14 protein-coding genes and 1 pseudogene are annotated in these 18382 nt (G+C 58.5%); 7 read left to right on the top strand and 8 right to left on the bottom strand.

The annotated features are described in order from the left end of the window. Positions 1–529 precede the first annotated feature (529 nt). Complete coding sequence (locus ACE10X_RS11355; protein WP_018270203.1) at positions 530–2440, bottom strand: NEL-type E3 ubiquitin ligase domain-containing protein; 1911 nt, start codon at positions 2438–2440, stop codon at positions 530–532. 1233 nt (positions 2441–3673) lie between these two features. Between ACE10X_RS11355 and ACE10X_RS11360 the strand changes: the two genes are divergently transcribed. Further along, positions 3674–3835 (top strand): hypothetical protein, encoded by a 162-nt coding sequence (locus ACE10X_RS11360; protein WP_016842032.1) that lies wholly within the window; start codon positions 3674–3676, stop codon positions 3833–3835. A 150-nt stretch (positions 3836–3985) separates the two neighbouring features. Next, positions 3986–4231, top strand: a complete 246-nt coding sequence (locus ACE10X_RS11365) for a hypothetical protein (RefSeq protein ID WP_129964890.1) — start codon at positions 3986–3988, stop codon at positions 4229–4231. Positions 4232–4279: 48 nt separating this feature from the next. Here the strand turns inward: ACE10X_RS11365 and ACE10X_RS11370 are convergent, their stop codons facing one another. From ACE10X_RS11370 to ACE10X_RS11380, 3 genes and pseudogenes are all read right to left on the bottom strand, one after another. After that, positions 4280–4408: a hypothetical protein gene (locus ACE10X_RS11370; protein WP_256438835.1), complete on the bottom strand. Its 129-nt coding sequence runs from the start codon at positions 4406–4408 to the stop codon at positions 4280–4282. Positions 4409–4667: 259 nt separating this feature from the next. Beyond that, positions 4668–4775 (bottom strand): annotated as a pseudogene (locus ACE10X_RS11375) (IS481 family transposase); the annotation flags it as partial. Continuing rightward, positions 4763–5152, bottom strand: a complete 390-nt coding sequence (locus ACE10X_RS11380) for a hypothetical protein (protein ID WP_225163822.1) — start codon at positions 5150–5152, stop codon at positions 4763–4765. The gene ACE10X_RS11380 and the pseudogene ACE10X_RS11375, both read right to left, overlap by 13 nt. A gap of 254 nt (positions 5153–5406) precedes the next feature. Between ACE10X_RS11380 and ACE10X_RS11385 the strand changes: the two genes are divergently transcribed. The 3 genes from ACE10X_RS11385 to ACE10X_RS11395 all read left to right on the top strand — a co-directional run bounded on the left by ACE10X_RS11385 (position 5407) and on the right by ACE10X_RS11395 (position 7443). Then, positions 5407–5685, top strand: coding sequence for a type II toxin-antitoxin system ParD family antitoxin (locus ACE10X_RS11385; RefSeq protein ID WP_075968511.1), 279 nt, complete (start codon positions 5407–5409; stop codon positions 5683–5685). Then, entirely contained in the window at positions 5675–5851 is a 177-nt protein-coding gene (locus ACE10X_RS11390) for a type II toxin-antitoxin system RelE/ParE family toxin (RefSeq protein ID WP_016842027.1), read from the top strand. Before ACE10X_RS11385 ends, ACE10X_RS11390 begins: the two co-directional genes overlap by 11 nt. A gap of 749 nt (positions 5852–6600) precedes the next feature. Then, entirely contained in the window at positions 6601–7443 is an 843-nt protein-coding gene (locus ACE10X_RS11395; protein ID WP_026192380.1) for an electron transfer flavoprotein subunit beta/FixA family protein, read from the top strand. 245 nt (positions 7444–7688) lie between these two features. Here the strand turns inward: ACE10X_RS11395 and ACE10X_RS11400 are convergent, their stop codons facing one another. Beyond that, complete coding sequence (locus ACE10X_RS11400; protein WP_026192381.1) at positions 7689–9005, bottom strand: DUF3422 domain-containing protein; 1317 nt, start codon at positions 9003–9005, stop codon at positions 7689–7691. A 1760-nt stretch (positions 9006–10765) separates the two neighbouring features. Next, positions 10766–12118, bottom strand: coding sequence for an MFS transporter (locus ACE10X_RS11405; RefSeq protein WP_016842022.1), 1353 nt, complete (start codon positions 12116–12118; stop codon positions 10766–10768). A gap of 796 nt (positions 12119–12914) precedes the next feature. Here ACE10X_RS11405 and ACE10X_RS11410 point away from each other — a divergent pair. Further along, positions 12915–14384: a GFA family protein gene (locus ACE10X_RS11410; RefSeq protein WP_233475859.1), complete on the top strand. Its 1470-nt coding sequence runs from the start codon at positions 12915–12917 to the stop codon at positions 14382–14384. Positions 14385–14407: 23 nt separating this feature from the next. After that, positions 14408–15085 carry a 2OG-Fe(II) oxygenase gene (locus tag ACE10X_RS11415; protein ID WP_016842020.1) on the top strand — a complete coding sequence of 226 codons (678 nt, stop codon included), beginning with the start codon at positions 14408–14410 and terminating at the stop codon, positions 15083–15085. Positions 15086–15291: 206 nt separating this feature from the next. Here the strand turns inward: ACE10X_RS11415 and ACE10X_RS11420 are convergent, their stop codons facing one another. Together ACE10X_RS11420 and ACE10X_RS11425 are read right to left on the bottom strand one after the other, a co-directional pair. Beyond that, the gene (locus ACE10X_RS11420; protein WP_240536980.1) at positions 15292–16593 is read right to left on the bottom strand and encodes a peptide ligase PGM1-related protein; all 1302 of its coding nucleotides are present in this window, start codon (positions 16591–16593) and stop codon (positions 15292–15294) included. A gap of 184 nt (positions 16594–16777) precedes the next feature. Continuing rightward, positions 16778–18313, bottom strand: coding sequence for a class I adenylate-forming enzyme family protein (locus tag ACE10X_RS11425; protein WP_026192383.1), 1536 nt, complete (start codon positions 18311–18313; stop codon positions 16778–16780). Positions 18314–18382: the final 69 nt, after the last annotated feature.

Below are 18382 nucleotides of genomic sequence, written 5' to 3' on the forward strand. Positions count from 1 at the left end.
CGGTTTCCCTTGAGCTTGCGCATTGTCGACGAATGCAGGGGGCGCTGGGCGTCGAGTGAGCTATGAAATCTTGCGCCGATGGGAACGGAGATTCGGCAAGGCGTTCTGCGCTGCCACCAGCGCGCTCCGCTCGCGGTCACAAACGGGATCCGGATGGAGTCTGATCCGGTGGCGGAGAGCGACATCGGCTACGACGCGAGCGAATCATGAAGCGGCATTGGCCGCGCTGTCGAAGTATCCTGCGCGTGATCAAGTTCAACCCAGGCTATGCCAGTCGTGACCTGACACAGCCTTGCACGGACGAACGTGGTCTGTTCGTCGTAATCCAGGCGAGCAATGACCTTGAACTCTGGCATCGCTTGCTAGTTTAGAATCGCGGGTTTCCCAGGTACGGCCGGCGAGCGAACAACACGCCGAGGTGGTCGGAGGTGGTCATCAGACGGCAACTGCATCATCCATGCGACCTGAACAATCGCTCGTCCCGTAACGACCAAACGAGACTGCAGGATCGGAGCGGCTATCGCATCGATCAGAGCTCGAGGCCCTGCTCCCGGAGAACCTTATGCATCAGCTCGCCCTTGATCTCGCAGGCGATTTCGCTGAGGATCTGGGCTCCGACCACCCGCCGGGCATCGACATCATCCGTCAGGCCAGGCTCCGCGAGTCGTTCGTTCAAGCGCGTCGGAAACTCATCTTCCATTGCATCGGCAAGCCGGTCCCGCATCGCGGCATGATCATCGGGGGCGATCCGCTTCACCACCGTATCCCAAGGCTCCCAGCGCGTTGCCAGAAAATCCGCGAAACCCGCCGCTTCCTGTTCCCGCACCGACGTCTCAGCCCGGGCAACGTCGTCCGCCGTGACGTCAGAGAGATTCAAGAAGCGCATATCAGGGGCGATGTGGCGCAATTCCAGCCGATCCCGTAGCTGGGTCTGATAGGCAAGATAGACCTCGATCTCGTCGATATTGGCGTCCGGGTCGGCACGACGGAGCGAGCGGACCGTCTCGCGTGCGATATCGTCAAGCGCCTCCAAACGAAACATGACACGGCCGTGTTGGAGCAGTTGGTCGAGCTGACTGTCATAAAGCCCATCCTTGACATCAGCGTTCAGGCGTGCGGTCTGCATACCGTTCCAAGTCAAAGTGACGCGGTCCTCGCAGGACGCAGTCGCTCCACTGGCCAGCTCGAAATACTGCTCGCGCAGCCGCGGCCTCATCGCGGCCTGTAGCAGATTCTCGGCCACCTGGTCGCGGAACGCCTGATGACCATAGTTCACGGTGCCCGCGAGCCTTTCGAGAAAGAGTGCGAAGTCCTGCGCACCCGGCTCTTCGGCGAAGCCCTGCCAGGCGGCCACTGCGCCGGGCTCGTCCGCGAGCCAATCCGCAACAACCTCGTGCAAGAGTGGCGGCTGATGTTCCACCGGTTGTAGGGGCATCGACAGCAAGACCTGCGGGCCGGCATAATCCGGGCCGCGCGTGGCTGACGCCAAATCGGCCAGCACTGGGCCCGGTATCGGATTAGATCGCACATCGATGCTGGACGCGCTGCCGAGCTGCGTCAGCACGGTCGCGGGCAGGCCGGTGAGCTGATTGTTGCTGGCGCCGAGCATTTCAAGGCCGACCGGGAGTGTCTCTGGCAGATTGGTCAGCTGATTTTCGCTGACGTCCAGGTATCGAAGTCTGGCCGGAACGCCAGGCAAGCTTGTCAGCTGGTTGTCGCCTGCGTCCAGGTACCGCAGCCTTGCTGGAAGATCGGGCAGACTGGTCAGCTGATTTTCGCTGACGTCCAGGCGGCGGAGCCTGGCTGGAAGATCGGGCAGGCTGGTCAGCTGGTTATTGCTGGCAGACAACTCCTCGATCGTTGCCGGAAGGGCGGGCAGATCGGTCAGCTGGTTGCTATCGACAGTCAAGCTGCGGAGCCTAAATGGCAGCTCTGCCGGCAGGCTGGAAAGCTCGTTGGCCATGAGGTGGAGGTGCCGGAGCCTGCTCGGAAGGGCGGGCAGACTGGTCAGCCGGTTGTCAGAGGCGTAGAGGTCCCGGAGTCCGCCCGGAAGCCGGGCCGGCAGGCTGCTCAACTGGTTGCCGATGACATTGAGGGTCCGGAGCCTGGGCAAGAGTGAGGCTGGCAAGGCGGTCAGGGACAATGACGACAAATTCAGCTCGTCTCCGACATCACCTTCGTCCCGCCATGCCCTCGTCCGGTTGACCCCCTCTTGCCGATTCTCGTCTTCGCCCTGCCCCTCTTCCGCTGCCCAGGTCGCCAGGACGCGGTCCTGCGACGAGACGAGGTCGGCGGCGGCCGCTCCTGTCGCCCACCGCGTCAGGGCTGACGCCCACTGGGTCAGGCACGAAGGGGACTGCCCGGCGGCCCTAGACGTTGGCTCGGTGCTTTCGGATTCGAAAGGTATGCCGGCGCGAGGCTGGGCCCGTTCTGTATTCATCGAACTCCATGGCATGTCTTGTCTCAGCCGACTAGGCGGCTCAAGCTTTTTGCGCCACCTGAACAGCTAGCTCACATGAAGGCCGGCCATGCGAGCCACCTCGGAAACAGTCGCTCCCGGCTCGAGCGATGCTGCAACTAGCTTTCCTTCTCATCTCGCGACCACCGAGGCTCGACCGATGTGATCACCTCTGCCCGCGAAATCGTCATAGCCCTTCTCCCAGGATGCCCCCTAGGACCTGCAGCGCTTGCCTCCGTCAAACAAGGCGGCCGTCAACGGAGGCGTACGCTAGGAAGCTCAGCTGTCGATAAGCTGACGAGCGTCAGGTTATCCGCCATGTTCAAAGACTAGCGCGCGCCAATCGGGAGCAACTTCAAATACGGTCTGAGCAGTGGGCAAGGGGCAGGTTGCGGCGGATCGACCCGGGCCCCCAACACAATTTGTCGACCCAGAGTCGTGGGACTCAAAGCTGGGTGCGAGATTTGCCGACGCCGTTTTGGCATGAAGGGGATCAAGCAGGTCTGCCTCCCCCCGATAGCTGGAATATGGCGAATTCTCCCCGCGACCAACCTATCCGCCAGTGGAAAGCCATCCACTATCATTTGTGGAAAGCCTCGGGGATATCGATCTTCGGTGCATCACAGTACATGCGCAAGTGGTCACCGCGTCGGCGTTGTCTGCCGTATCCATCGCCTTACTCCTTTCTTGCGCGGCCTTCCGTTGGTCCGCAGTCGCCGTCCATATGCATTCACTATGCTTCCATCTGCGATTCCACTCGATCGTGCCGCGGACTAGAACCGCTCAAACAGTTAATCGTGGGCGACGGCATGCTGGAAAGCAGAGCTTCATCCGAATGCTTATGACGGGCTCAGCGGTATCTGGCCGTGGCAAACGAGTGACCCCAAGGTTCTGCAGCGACACCCGTCAGCTGATCGGCCTGTAGGCCTGCTAACGGCAGAACGCTTCCCCGGGAACGGTCCTGGGTGCTCCCGCTCGAACAGGCTTTTGGCGCTGGAGAACACGGACGGGCGTCACCCTTGCCCAAACATCTCGAGCCGAACTGATCGAGCAAGGACGCAGCTTCGTGGAAATATCGTGCCTCCTCGATGCCGCCAGCGAGGAGACTCTCCGGCTTTACCAGATCGGTGTTGACGATACCGCGGCCGAAGAAGCCTTTGAGGACGCCATGAATCAGCTGCGAATGGTTACAATCGCGCCACGACCATCGAGGGGATGCGGGCGACGGCCTCAGCGGTCCTCCATTTCGAATGGGACGCAAACGTCGAGTTCACTGAAGAGGCCATCGAAGGAGCGGCCTTCGGCGTGCTTGTCGCCGGCCTGCTCGACAGCCCGCTTCCGGATCGTCTGCCCGACTGGGCCGCGGCCAGGATCTGAATCAACGAAAATTGGCCCGCCGGCCCTGAACTGGCATCGGCGGTCCGACCTCGGCATCAACTGCCCGTGAAATGTGAGGCGGTTCACACTCGATCATCGCGAGTTGGCCTAATGCACGAGCGGGTGGCAGCTCGGTGTCGGAGAATCGTGATGCCGTTTTTCAGCAGCCAAAGCTTGGCGTCGGCAGCCGCCGCTTCAGTACTCAGTATTCTCATCGTGGGAGCGGTTGCCTTTTCGGCTGTTGGTTATGTGGAGTGGTCATCGGGCGTTAATCTGACCCATTTCATGGGCCGGACTGCCGCGGATGCCTCAACGCCAGTTCTACTGCTCAAGGGGCGAACAGGTTGCGAGCAGGGCAATAGGCCGCTGCCGGCGCTTTCTCTACCGCTCGAATGACGCCGACCTAAAGCGACCGCGCCCAATCCTCCCAAGCCCCGTAGGGCCTCATCGCCTGGTGGCGACGTGCAACGGCGAATTTGTGCCCGGCTCGGGCGCTCCCGTGGTTGCCCATACCGCAATGCCGATGGCCAGCGCGAGCAGCACGGTCTTTACAGCAATCTTGTCGTCAGACATCTCGAGACGCCTCTCGCGCGTCAGCGCGGTAAATCTCAAAAATTACGCCGCCGGGCCCGAAATGGTTTGTCCCGGCGGCGCCCTGTCATTCCCAGCGCTAGGGCCCTGAAATTCCCAACGTCATTTCTTTAGCAGGTACGCCGAGGGACGACTGTTGCCTAACTCACACAAGGTCCAAAAGAGGAGCCGACGCTCAGGGTCGGCGCGCCAGCTCCTCCGAAACGTGACCGTGCTGTCTCCCCAACGGTCCCGTCCCTTAGGCCTCGAAAGGCTGCTTGGCAGGCTTGGCACCGACGACCTCGGGCGGGCGGCTGATTCCATGGCGCTGCAGGCGACGGTGCAAGGATGACCGCGTCAGATGGGGGATAACCGTAGCCACCAGTGCTCACCGAACGACCGCTGAATGCTGGTCAAACCCAGGGCATCCAGATCGAAAGCGGCTTTCTCGACGTCCTTTGGATCGACTTGCGGTAGGAGCTTGCACAGATCGTTAATGGTAAGGCTTCGCCCTGCCATGCCATCGCCACTCGCGCGTGCGAGAGCCACGGCCAAATCGAAGCGAGGACCGACCAGCGTTGTAGTTGGCGCCAGCATTTGCGCATGTCGGTCCGGCCGTTCGGAATGCTCGTTGGTGCGTTCTGAGATTGCACCTTCCCAATGAGGGCGGGCTTTCTGAGCCTGGCTAGGGATCAATTCGCCAGCCAGTTTGACCACCACGTCGCCAAGTGGGACTTCGCCGGCCACGGCCTAAAGCTTCGCACATTGTCGTCCTGATGGTTTTTCTCCTGATCGGCTTGCGATCCTCTTGATCGTAGTTCATGGCTCAATCACATGAAGTTGGTCGACGCTAGCAAAACCGCCTCAGATAGACTGAGCCAAGAGATTTCGTCACCTACCCACCGTTTGCCTCCGTCCCTCCACAACCTCACGTTGCTGGCGGATCAAAGCGCGGTATTTAGAGCATAAAGTAATATATTATGAGGCGAGGAGGCGTGCCTATGGCCACGAGTTATACCGTCGGCAAACACTACGAGAGCTTTATCAAGGATCTCGTCGATAGCGGACGCTATGCAGCCGCTAGCGAGGTAATGCGGGAGGGACTGCGCCTTGTTGAAGAACGCGAGGAGCGTCGCAAGGCGAAGCTTGAGGCATTGCGTACCGCTATCCAGGAAGGCTTGGAAAGCGGTCCGGCAGAACCGTTTGAGCCCGGCGAACTGGTTGAACAAATTAAGGCCCGCGGACGCGAACGGCTGAAAGCCGGGAAGCATGGCGGGTAATCTCACCAGGCGGCCCCAGGCCGAGACCGACCTGGAGGAGATCTGGCTCTTGATCGCATCGGACAACACTGCGGCTGCGGATCGCTTGCTCGATCGTATCGGCAATGCCTTTCAGATGCTTGCCAAGAATCCACGGCGGGCCGCCAGCGGCCCGAGCTGGGGATGAAAATTCGGAGCTTTACTGTCGGCAACTGCGTACTGTTCTACGAAGCATTTTCCAACGGTGTCGAGATCGGGTGCTGCATGGTGCTCGCGATATCACGCCGGAGGATTTCGACCGAGGACTTTGCTTTGTCAGCCATCCACAATCGCATTTACGATTTTACGATGGAATCTCGGCAGGCACTCAAGAGCGACTGAGGGCTGATCCAAGCTTGGGCTGATGGTCTTTCCCGGGAGCGGCTCCCGCCAACATCAAAGGCTGTGGGGGCGCCTGAATCAGCAGATCGAGGCTCATGGGGAGCAGTTAGGCAGGTGGCTCCCGTTGGCGCGATCGGGATCTGCATAAGCAACCTCATCGTTCGTTTGGCTGTGCTCGGTCCTTAGGATCTCCTGTGCTGCCTTGAACCCCTCAAGAGCTGCAGGAATGCCGCAATATGCCGTCGCGCGAAGCAGGCCGCCTTGATCTCGTCGATACTGGCGCCGTTCCGGAGCGCGACCGGACCTGCAGCTTGAATTGCGCAGGAGTCGCGATGTGGGCCTTGCAAGCTCACGGCTCCGCGCCGTGGTCGGACGGAACGGAATGGCGCTGTCGCAGTTGCGACGGGTGTCGATATTCGTTCGTCCAGAACACCGGGCCGGAGGGGCGATCTACCCATCTAAACCTCTGTGGCAGCTAACAGATTCCAAAATCGGGCGCTGTGGTACAACACTTGCTGTTCTCTTCGCAGCTACCGCAACCTTTGGAGCAACTCAGTGCACATTGTCGTCTGCATTAAACAGGTTCCGGACTCTGCGCAGATCCGCGTGCACCCCGTGACCAATACGATCATGCGTCAGGGTGTGCCGACGATCATTAACCCATATGACCTCTTCGCGCTCGAGGCCGCTCTCGAGCTGCGCGAGCGGTTCGGCGGCGAAATAACCGTGCTGACGATGGGGCCGCAATCGGCGGAAGATTCCTTGCGGAAAGCGCTGACCTTCGGCGCCGATCGCGCCGTACTGCTCACCGATCGCTGCTTTGCCGGCTCCGACACCTTGGCCACAACGTATGCACTGGCAACCGCCATCCGAAAAATTGGCAAGGAATATGGTCCGCCAGACCTCATCTTTACCGGCAAGCAGACCATCGACGGCGATACCGCGCAGGTTGGTCCCGGCGTCGCAAAACGGCTGGGTGTGCTGCAGCTGACCTACGTCGCCAAGGTCAAAACCCTCGACCTCGCTGCCCGTACAATTGAAGCGGAGCGACGCTCCGAAGGTGGTGTCCAGGTGCTGCACACGAGGCTGCCTTGTCTCATCACCATGCTGGAGGGGACCTGCCAGATTCGGCGCGGCGCGATGGCCGATGCCTTGCGTGCTGCGCGTGCACCAATCGTGAAATGGAGCGCGCACGATGCCGGCGTCGAGGACGTCTCCAAATGCGGCCTTAAGGGCTCGCCGACCGTCGTCAAGCGAGTCTTCGCTCCCTCTGCACGGGCTGAGAAAGCGGCGCTGGTTGAGGCTGCCGAGCAACCAGCGCAGGCGCTGATTGATGCTATTTTTAAGCATCAACCGAAGCTCGAAACTGATCTTGCGGCGCTAGCCCGCGATGCTTGACCTGGGAGTCTTGGCGACGATAAGCGTTACGGTCCTGAACGCGTCAAGGTTTGCCTCTCATCCGGTCACATCGACATTGCACGGAGACGTGTAGAGCCTGGCGCCGACCGATCAGCGGAGCTGAAGCGCAATCCTCCCGTCGGCGATCACCTCTATCTGGGCCGCCGACGACTTGGTGAAAACTGTTGCCACGTGGGTCGGGCATGTCTGCCGTCAAGCTCTGTTGTCAATCAGCTAAATGATGCTTACCTGTCCGTTACGGACGGCCCGTCGCGATGCTTGAGGTGTCGCTTTCGTGCATTGTAACTAACCAGCCAGATCACCCCGACTGCGACCGGCACGCACGCCGCGGTTAGATAAGAGGGTTCTACATGGAGACCAACATCGTGCGCTCCCTTGGCAAGGTAGCCAAACAAACTGACCACGTAATATCCTATCGCCGCGACCGACAATCCCTCCACCGTGCACTGCAGCCGAAGCTGTTGTCCGGTGCGTTCATTGATAGCGTGCAATAGGTCGCGGTTCTGCTGTTCGATTTCAACGTCGACACGGGTTCGCAACAGATCGGCGGCGCGCGCCAACTTGACCGACAGAGTTACCTCACGATCCTTGGTCGTCTCGCAAGTTCGCATCGCAGGCGCCATCCGGCGCGCCAGGAACGACGACCATGTGGGATAGTCCGTGATCTCACTGCCTTCGATGATGGACAGTCGGGATTGAACTAGCTCGTAATAAGCTCTGCTGGCGCCGAAGCGAAACAGGCTTCCGGTCGCGCCTCGCTCGAAAGAGGCGGCCAACGCGGTCAGTTCGGCAAGGAGATGGTTGTTGAGCTTCAATCCCTCCGCGCCTTGCATTTCTTCGAGCACCTCGCCGAGACGTCTGTCAATGCGATCGACAAATGGACCAAGCTCAAGAGCGGCCGACAGACCAAGCAGCGCCAACGGACGATAGGTCTCAACTTCAAGCAGCCGCTGCACCAGTGCACCAAGATTGTGCGGCGTCAGCCCGAGGTCGCAGACAAGAATTTTGGTGAAACCGTTTTCGTCGACTCGAAAATCCGAGGCCATAACACTTGCTCCGCCCTTTATGCGGGCCATGGCGAGGCTGCTCTTGTCAAAAAGTTGTTCGGCGCGCCTCAATGGGGCGGCGTGCTGCTCGACATCCAGCTTGATTGCGACCAGCAATTGCCCTTCCTGCCGCAAGTTGCGCATCAAGGAGTGAACCGCACTTTGGGAGTCGCCGCTCTGTCGAGCGAACGGGCCATTCGCTATCCAGGTAAAGATTGCGAATTCGGCATGCTGCTCCCAGCGAAGCACAACGGGCCCGATGTCGATTTGGTGATGTTTCGCTGAGAGCTGCGGAGCTGGAAGGTCACGCTCTCGACAAAACGTGACGAAGGCGCGGCGATCGCTTGCGGCCGCATCGCCCTGCGAAAGAAATGCGAAGTGTGTCACCTTAAATGGAGGAATAAGCTGCATAAACGGGCGCGCATGCACTTCATTGAGCACGGCATCGCGTTGCGAATGTAGCTTGAAACTTCGAAGATCCAGTTTGTCGGGCACGTCTAAGCACCTCGTGTCAGAATTGGCGCGCATTCATCTGTCAGCACGCGAGTGGCATTGGTTTCGACTCTAAGGGTCTGTTCGCGCGATAGAGTGGTGGCGCGGGTTGATCCGAAGCCGCTCAAAGCTGCGAAACCAGCGCCAAACGTGTTGGTTGCCACCGGACGCGCACGAACATCGCTCGACATCGATGTGCTGGCGCACATAAACGCGTGATGCGCAGGCCAGAACGAAATCAAGAGCGGCGGGGCCAACGCACGCAAGAGCTACACGCTTTCGTCTCCACGAGGTTGCTAATCGTCGTCGCCGGCTCTACACCGGCTGCTGTATCGTCGATTGACGGCAAAGGCGCAAACGTAACTCTCATCTTCGGTGCTCTCTTGTCTCACATTTGCACGCGATGCAGGATATGGGCCAGCACGGAAGTAGCGGAAAGGTTGTGTTTCTCGCGTAATGTGATTGTCGAAACTGCCAGCGGAGGATCTCCGGCAAGGAAAGCGCTTGCATTCGGACAGCCATCCTCACAAGGGACTTTGGAACTGTATGGCCATCAGATGGAATCCCGGTCTCATTGCGACCGGGTAGCTTGCGCTCTTTGAGCCCGGCCTTCGTAACAACCGCGACATCAGAAGATGCTGATTTCGGAATGCTGACATGGCTGTCGTACTTGATTGAGCAGCGTCATCGAAGACTGCCGATTAGCGGTTGCGGCCTTCGGTACAGAGATATTCCCCTGCGGTGACGACTATCGCATATGGCGGAGCAGAAGCGGGATCCGACACAGGGCGGTCCTGCAGGCCGGTCAACTCCAGCCTAGAGAATTGATGGCGGTGAACGTCGCGCGTTCCATGCGTCCGATTACAAGACGCATTGCCTTGTTCAGCGGCAGCAAAGGCGGTCGAGAACTGAGCGGCCCGACGTCGCTCCTGGACATGGCAAAATCCGTGAGTCGACCTGCAGTCCGCTGACCGATGTGCGGGAGCGCATCGTGTCCGAGCAAACCACGAGGCTGCGGCGGCGCAAACTGCCCCGCCTGAATAGTGCAAGATGGTGCACCATCGGACCGCACAGGTCGCCGGATAGTACGGCGTCATAAGGCTGCATCTCGATGACGTCAGCGGCGATGCCGCTTGAAGACCATCAAGCGATCGCGTCAGGCTCGCGTCAATCGGCATCCCGCCGCCATAAGCGCTCCCATGCTCACCGGCTATTCTGCCGCGTTACCAGCGCGCGCGTGCGCCGCAACGACATCAGTAACACCCTCGAGGGGGCGCCCGATCGGTCCGGGCCGACGACGGCGCGACGTCGAGGACGATATCGATCCGAGCACACGGTGCCGGGGTTCTATACCACGATACAGCTCGGACTGTCGCGCGGGCACGGATTCCGGACGGCGACAACGTCCATCACGGCCTGCTGCTGCTACCCAACCTGCTGCACATCCGCGATGATGGAACCGTCCGCTGTCCACAAGGCGGTCTCCAGGCCTGGACTTTCCAACGTTCACAGCCGACATCCAGCGCCCGCCGAGGCCTGGTGTCAATGTTGGATGGTGATTTGCCGTGTACGCGGATCACCGAGGACGTGGCACTCTAACAGCTTACTTTTAAAGTGTCAGATATGCAGTCATCGCTCGTGTCTGGCTTCCGACAATGTCGGACATGCGATACGGCTCCTAGCCCCGCGTCGATACGCTGAGCGAACTCTGGCTCTGCGCATCGATCGAGGCCGTATGACACGTCAGTGGTTAGGATCACGTGCTAGCGAGATGCTGTTTGCACGCCCAAAGCGCTCTCGGGCGATTTCCGAAGCGAAGGCTTCTCAGCTCTCGATGGCTTGGGGGTTCCCCTATAGATGGTGAGTACCGCGATGATACCGAGAGCAGCTGCAAACATCAGCCAGAATCCGGGTGAAGCCTTGTCATTAGTTCGCTCAATGAGCCAAGTAGAGGCGAGTGGCGTAAACGTACCAAACAGGGCCGCCGCGAAAGCGAAGGCCAGGGAGAAGCAGGTTGTGCGCACATGCGCAGGCACGATCTCGACGAGAGCACCCAGCATAGTCCCGCTGTAGGTGCCAAAGTAGAACGAGAACATCATCGCCACCGCAAGCAGCTTGCCGAAACTGGGGGCGCTTACCAACCAACTCAAAGCCGGATAGGCGGTCATCAACGCAAGGCCGGCAATGGCCAGCAGGACTGGCTTGCGGCCGATACGGTCGGAAACGGTACCGCCAATTGGATTCCAGATGAAGTTGGTCACCGCGACCAGGAGGGTCACCAAGAGCGCATCCTGGGTGGACAGCTTCAAGACGGTCTTGCCGAACGTCGGTGCGTAGACGGTGACGAAATAGAAAGTCGTCGTGGTCAGGATCGCCATCATCATCCCGAGAACGACCGTGTGCCAATGGACGAGCGCCGAGGCAAAGACCTCGCGCGCCGTGGGATGCTTCTTCATCGCCAAAAATTCTGGGGTCTCCTCCAGCGTCCGACGAAGGAAAAAGATAAGAGGAATGATAAGGCAACCGAGAAAAAACGGAATGCGCCAACCCCAGGAGGCGACGGCTTCGAGCGGCATCGATTCATTCAGTAGGTAGCCCACGATCGCTGCGACAAAAATCGCGACCTGCTGGCTGGACGATTGAAAAGAGGTATAGAAACCGCGATTGCCTGGGGTCGCGATCTCCGCCAAATAGACCGAAACGCCGCCAACCTCGACGCCGGCGGAGAATCCCTGCAACAGTCGTCCTGCTAGAACAATGATGGGGGCGGCAATGCCGATTGTCGCATAACTGGGACAGAAGGCGATAATCACGGTGCCGACCGCCATGATCGATAACGTGATGATCAGGCCTTGGCGACGGCCGATCCTGTCGATATAGGCTCCCAGTACGATCGCCCCCACGGGACGCATTAAGGCACCCAACCAGAACACGCCAAAGGTGTTGAGCAATGAGGCGGTTTCGTTGTCCGAGGGGAAGAAAGCTTTCCCAATGGCGCTGGCGTAAAAGCCAAATAAGAAAAAGTCGAACTGCTCGAGAAAATTGCCGCTGGTTGCACGAAGAATGGCGTTGATCCGCGATTTGACTGTCGCTTGCTGAACGAGCGTTTGTGACACAGCGAGTTTCCTTCCCGTCTGAAATGGCCGGTTGCGGAAAACCTCACGCCAGCCCAATTGCAATCAGGCCGTGATTTTCTCTTAGAGAGATTACCGACCAACCGGAAGGCGCCTGATCTTTTCGGCTTATTTTCGGCGACGCTCCATTGGTGCACAAATTTTGAATTCGTTCCTGGAGACGCAAGCGCTCCCGACATCAATCGCCAGAAGTCCCGCCTGCTCGAGACGAAATCAAGGCATGAGGTTCCGCTCGGTCACCTACGAGGTAGCTGTGCGCGCAATCTTTGGCGTTTCACTAGCTCTGTGTCCACCGCGGATGGTATCGGCTGATTCGGTAACGCGCCTTCACTGTTCGGCTTCTAACTGCGCGTAAATTCCCGCCAGATTCAAAACACTACCATTGAGTTACCGGTTCGTACTCAGACATTGACCCGCGTAGTGCAAGGTTGGCATAGCAATTGCTACAAGCGTGCAGGAACACAGGATATTGGACGAGTGCACGCAGAACGGGCGAATGGCAGCGGCGGTCCCTTTGCCTTGAGACAATCGTTCTCGGCCGGCAGCCGCAATGTCACGTAGATTGTAGCTGCAGGCCTCGAAGAGCCCGCTGGATGTGGTTCGTCTCGGCAATGCCAAATCAAGTCCGCAGGGGATGCGATGAGCAGGCAGTGAATAGCAACCGTGGATGCTTGATCCGTCCACGACAGGTCGCAGGTGAAAGCGTCGAGCTGGCCGGATGTGCCGCCTGCGCATGTCAGGCGAGGCTTCCTTGGCCTGGCGGACGCCGATATTCAGCATGAGTCAGCAAATGATGGATGGCGCGTTTGGTCATTCGCGGGATTGGATTGCTCGTGGAGGGAAATCCAACGCGAGAGGGTGGTGGCTTCAATCTACCGACATGTTCCTATCGACGCGCTCATGTACAGGACTGATCCCTGATGGCCCTGCCTGGGACCGCAAAGATGGTTGGGAGCAGTTCGCCTGTATGACGAACGCGACCGCAAACCCGTCGGACCAAGTTGGTGGCCTTCGAAAGTGCTCCTCAAACATCATTCTCTCCACGGTTAGGATTCAAATGAGGCCTTCTCAAGCGTCGCAAGTTCAACTGGATCGACCTTCGCAGATAGTCTGCGAGTACTTGACTGAGCAAGCGCGAAATCTGTTTGGCCTGCATCCGTTCGCTGCGGAGATGTCTAAACGCCAAGTTGCGAGCTTGCTGCCGGAATACTTGGCGATGTCACAGGCGTTCCCTTACCTGCAGGCAGGCTCGCAAAAGGATCTCATATTTGATGCGATGCGTCGCAACCGAGACCTTCCTAGGGATGTTGAACTAACCAGCGTGGTCGCAAATTTCATCTGTTGGGATGAGACGGGCGGTTATGGCCGGGTTCTGCGAGGCGGCAAGACGGCGCTACCCGATATTCTGGCGACTGAAGATTTCCACTCAAACCTGCTGAGAAAGGATGCATCGCGACTACTCGGTAGAACGATACAGCCGAATTATAGCGCCACAACGAAGCGGTACCTGCATTCCCTCTATGCCGGATTGTCAGCGAAAGATCCGGTCGTGCGCTGCGCCTACATGGTCGCTTTTGAGCTGCATGCTGCGGAAATGATCCAGTCACTGTGGACCACTCTGGTCAAAACCTTTGATGCGCAGTCTGACGATCTGGAGTACTTCCGCACTCATGTCGGCGGCGTGGATCCCGCCGAGAAGTATCACGGAGAAATGACAACCCGGCTCATTCGCGAAGTTGTGCCTGCTGACGGCAATCGTCGTTTTTTGGATGAATTCGATCGAGCCTATCGGCTCAGCTTACAGTGGTGCCGCGATCTGCTGCAAACTGTCTCAATTGAGGAAGATGGTCTTGCGGAGATCGAACATCACGGCGGTTGTCATTGTGGTGCCGTCAAGTTCTACGTCCGAGCGCCGCGAGAGCTCTCCGCAGTTCGATGCAACTGCTCCATCTGCCAAATGTCCGGGTTTCTGCACCTGCTTGTATCCGGCGATAAGCTCAGAATTGAGTGTGGCGAAGAGTTTCTCAATACATATCAATTTAACAAGAATATCGCTCGTCACACGTTTTGCCGGATTTGCGGCGTAAAGCCATTCTATCGACCGCGATCGAACCCCACGGGTTTCAGCGTAAACATTCGGTGCTTGGATAAGAGAACGATCGAAAACATAACAATAGAAGAGTTCGATGGCGAGCATTGGGAGGAAGCGTTCCGCCCGACGCGCGAGGATTGGGAAGCCACCAGTTAAGATCAAACTTGGAGTGAAGTCGCATGGCGCGCGCAATGAACGATAGATCTCGTCTGCTTTCAGAAGAGGCTCTCACCAAATACCGTATAGAGCTATTGGTGAAGGGTACGGTCGTAATCGCCCCTCAGACATTGTTCACCCAAGATGATTTGGCGAGGATCGATCAGCTCCAGATGGAGATTCCCGAAGAAGAGGTGCGGGTGGGAGATGCCGGCGACTCGCACAATGTCTTCGTGAAGCGGGTGAGGGTAGATCCGCCGGGCCGCCCTCCGACCAATGTGCATGGCAAAGCTCCGGGGCAGATCATCGAATTGCTTGAGAGGAAAGACCGCAGCTTTGCGCTGAAGAAGATCTTGGGGGCATCGTCAGATTACGTGATTCGCCGATGCCAAATGCATCGATTGCCTCCCGGTTCGTTCGTTGGCATCCACTTAGACGCTGAGAGCGACCCTGACTTCGAGTACTCCGTGATTGTGCAACTCGCGAGGGATTTTGAGGGGGGTGAGTTCGTGGTCTATCCGAACGCGTACGAACAGCAGGTATTTCGACCGCCGTTTGGGGCCGTGGTTGTCACCACATGTAGGATCCGACATGAGGTGAAGCCTGTGCACGCTGGCGAGCGCCGATCGCTGGTGTACTTCTGTTCAAAACGCGGCGGCGCGAATCGCCGGATCATCGAAAACACTGCTGACGGCCTGTGAGGACCGTTAGCGGAAACGGCTTTCGAACGGGTTGAGGACGCGGGCCAGCTTCTGGCAGACGCTGCCTAATTCGGAAGTTCACGGTTGGTCTACTTCGAGCGAAAAAGGCAACCACTCCCCTGACGTTCCCAGCAGCGGGTGTCAAGCACAGGTTTCGGATACGGGGGGGCTTCGAACGAATGGAGGAGTTTAAGAGGTCTGTGATTTCAGTTGGCCATTGCCAATAACCGGTGCTGCAGATCGCGGGCAGTTGACCTATCGCGCGCGATCACCAGGCACTCCACGGTGCCTGCCTCTTGATCGACGGCAAGCGGGATCACGCCCTCCTTGCGTGTGCCATCGAATAGAAATCCATACCTGACGAAGCGATCAAGCGCGGCCTGGAGAGAACATAATGGAACGTTTCTTACGGAAGAAATGACGTGGCGACTGGAATAATCGATGCCCAGCAGCCGGACGGCAATACTATGTAACACTGACCCTCCGCCCCACCGGCCGTTCGCTTCGTTAAAGAAAAGCCGGCCGTCGCTCGCGAAAATGCCATCAATGTTGATCATTCCGCGATACCCCAAGGTTCGCGCCAGCTCGACAAATCGGTAGGCGTGCGCCTGTGCAGCCAACCATTGCTCATTCGTCAGGTCGCTTGGAAGCTCGAGCCCTGTCCAGATGAGCGCTCGTTCGGATCGGTCTTCGCTGCGACGTAGACGGATGCTTCCACTGTTGATGAAAACGATGGAACCATCCTCCTCTATCTCATACTCAAGATAGAACGGAGCGCGAGCCAAGTGGTACGATTCAATGACCAATGTCTTGCAGGATGCTGTGATCATCTCAGACCAAAGTGCTTGAGGATCAAACGATGGCCAAGCAACCGTTCGGGTATCTCTCGCCCCAGGAAGTGCTCCACTTTCGTTGCCGGTCAGGATAACATTGCCGACTCCGCCCGCTCCATTATCCAACTTGACGATCACGTTGCCGGTCTCTGACCTTAAGGAGGTGACCGCCCTGAATAGTTCGTTTGGGTTTGTGGTCGCGCATCCACTGGGCAGTGGGAGCGCGACACTTGTCGCCAATTGACGGAAGTGGCTCTTGCGGTTCAAGAGATCCGGCCCTCGCTGCAAAGCGAATTCGTCCCCGCTCTGCGGGATGCCAAGCAGCTCCGCCAAGCGCGCTACGCCTTCACTAGAGTAGCAGGCAGATATTCTCCAAGTTGATTTCTGGCGAATATGGCTGTTGAGTCGCTCGACGAAAGCATTGGATAGCAGGGTGCAATCGTTGAGAATCAGCGATTCACGGGCGTCGTCAGGCACAAGCGTCGAGAGACTCGAGGCATCGAAATTGAGCGTCGCGCCGATGAAGGATAGCAGGTCTGCCGGGATTGCTACCGGAGAGACTATTAGGTCACCCTCCTGTGCAAACCAGGCAGACCGGCATGCGGAGTTGGCGGAAAGGGACAGTTGAGTTGCTGTTAGATCGCCACCGGACATTTGAGCTGTCCCGGCATTCATGATTAAGATCCGAGGCAACGACAATCTCCCAGACGCCTGGCGTGATTAAGCATAGACCACCATGCCAGCGACGATGAGTTCGCCGCGACGCATCGTATGGAGGTACCGACCGGAAGGCGGTGTTGCGCTGCCTCGATATCTCCTGTGGTGTAGTCGGGAACTACGGCCAACCAATCCGCGGTTCTCAATCGCTGTCTCCTTCCGGGCTTGACTGCGTATCGAGCTCCTTCAGCATGAAATGCTGGACCTTGCCCAACGCCGTTTTTGGCAGTTCGTGCGTAAATATGATTTCGCGCGGTACCTTAAAACGGGCGAGCTGCGATTGAACATGCGTCAGCAGCGCTTCGGCTGCGATCCGGGACCCGGGTCGCCTGACCACATAGGCGATCGGGACTTCATCCCAGCGTGGGTCCCGTCGACCGACGACGGCGCATTCGGCGACATCCGGATGGCCCATGAGCACACGTTCCACTTCCGCCGGATAGATATTCTCTCCGCCGGAGATAATCAGGTTCTTCTTGCGGTCACGGACCCAAAAATATCCGTCGGCATCGCAGCGGCCGATGTCACCAGTGCGATACCAACCATCACTAAAGGCCTCACGCGTTGCCTGTTGATCGCCCCAATATCCGCAGAAGACGTTGGGTCCACGTATTACGATCTCGCCTGGGGTCCCGGGCGGCAACTTGGTGCCCACATCATCGATGATGGCTGCTTCGCAGCAAAGGCCAGGCAGGCCGCTTGCGCCGTCAGGTGCGAGATCTGCGCCGAGCTTGGTATAGACCGCGATGGGAGAGGTCTCGGTCGCACCATAAACCTGTAAGACTGGCACTCCGCGCCTCGCAAAGCGCTCGACAAGGCGCTGAGGTACCATCGTCGATCCGGTACAGATTGCTTTGAGCGCGGATAAATCCGCGCTTGCCCATCGCGGATGGTCCGTGAGCGCTTGCATCATGGCAGGGACCAGGGCTGCAAGTGTGGGTCGGTCATGCTCGAATGCATCAAACGTTGCCTCTGGCGAAAAGCGGCTTTGGATAGTTACCGTCGCGCCATGATGCAAACCGGGCGTCGTTTGGATATTGAGGCCGCCGACGTGGAAGAGCGGCAAAACAGTCAGGGCGTGATCAGTCGAGGTTAGGTCATGCATGTGCTGACTCATAACCCCGTTCCACAGCAACGCGTCCTGACGCAGCACAGCGCCTTTAGGTCGCCCTGTCGTGCCAGAAGTATAGACGATCAGAACCGGGCAGGACAGATCCGCATCTGGAGTGGGTTCGTCACCACAGCATTCGTCCAGAACGTCGTCCAACTTGCTTCCGCCGGGCGGCGCGAAGTCCAGGCCGACGAGGCAGGTATCGGGAAGTTGCCGCGTCAGAGCCGGCAAGACGGCGTTAAATGCCTGTTCAAGCACGAGCACTTTTGCTCCGGAGTCGGAAAGAATGAAAAGCTGCTCTGCGGCCGCAAGGCGCCAATTCAATGGAACGAGGATTGCGCCGAGCCGCGCGCAGGCATAGAGCAATGTCAGATAATCAGGCCGGTTGAGGCTGAGGATCGCGATCCGGTCACCCCTCTTGATGCCGAGTTGGCGCTTGAGGGCGTAAGAGACACGCCCGATCCGTCGATTGAAGCCCGAGTAGCTCAGAGCGTGTCCCTCGAAACGGAGCGCGGCTTTGTCGGGGGCATACGCAGCGTTGCGCTCAATCAATGTGCAGAGATCCAAACTCATCCTCCGTGAGCTTCGCAAGAGACGCTGGTTCCGATGTAGTTCAGCCGGAGTTCGGATCTACTT

Origin of the sequence: Bradyrhizobium sp. Pha-3 (assembly GCF_042258325.1) — a bacterium.
GTDB lineage: Bacteria > Pseudomonadota > Alphaproteobacteria > Rhizobiales > Xanthobacteraceae > Bradyrhizobium > Bradyrhizobium elkanii.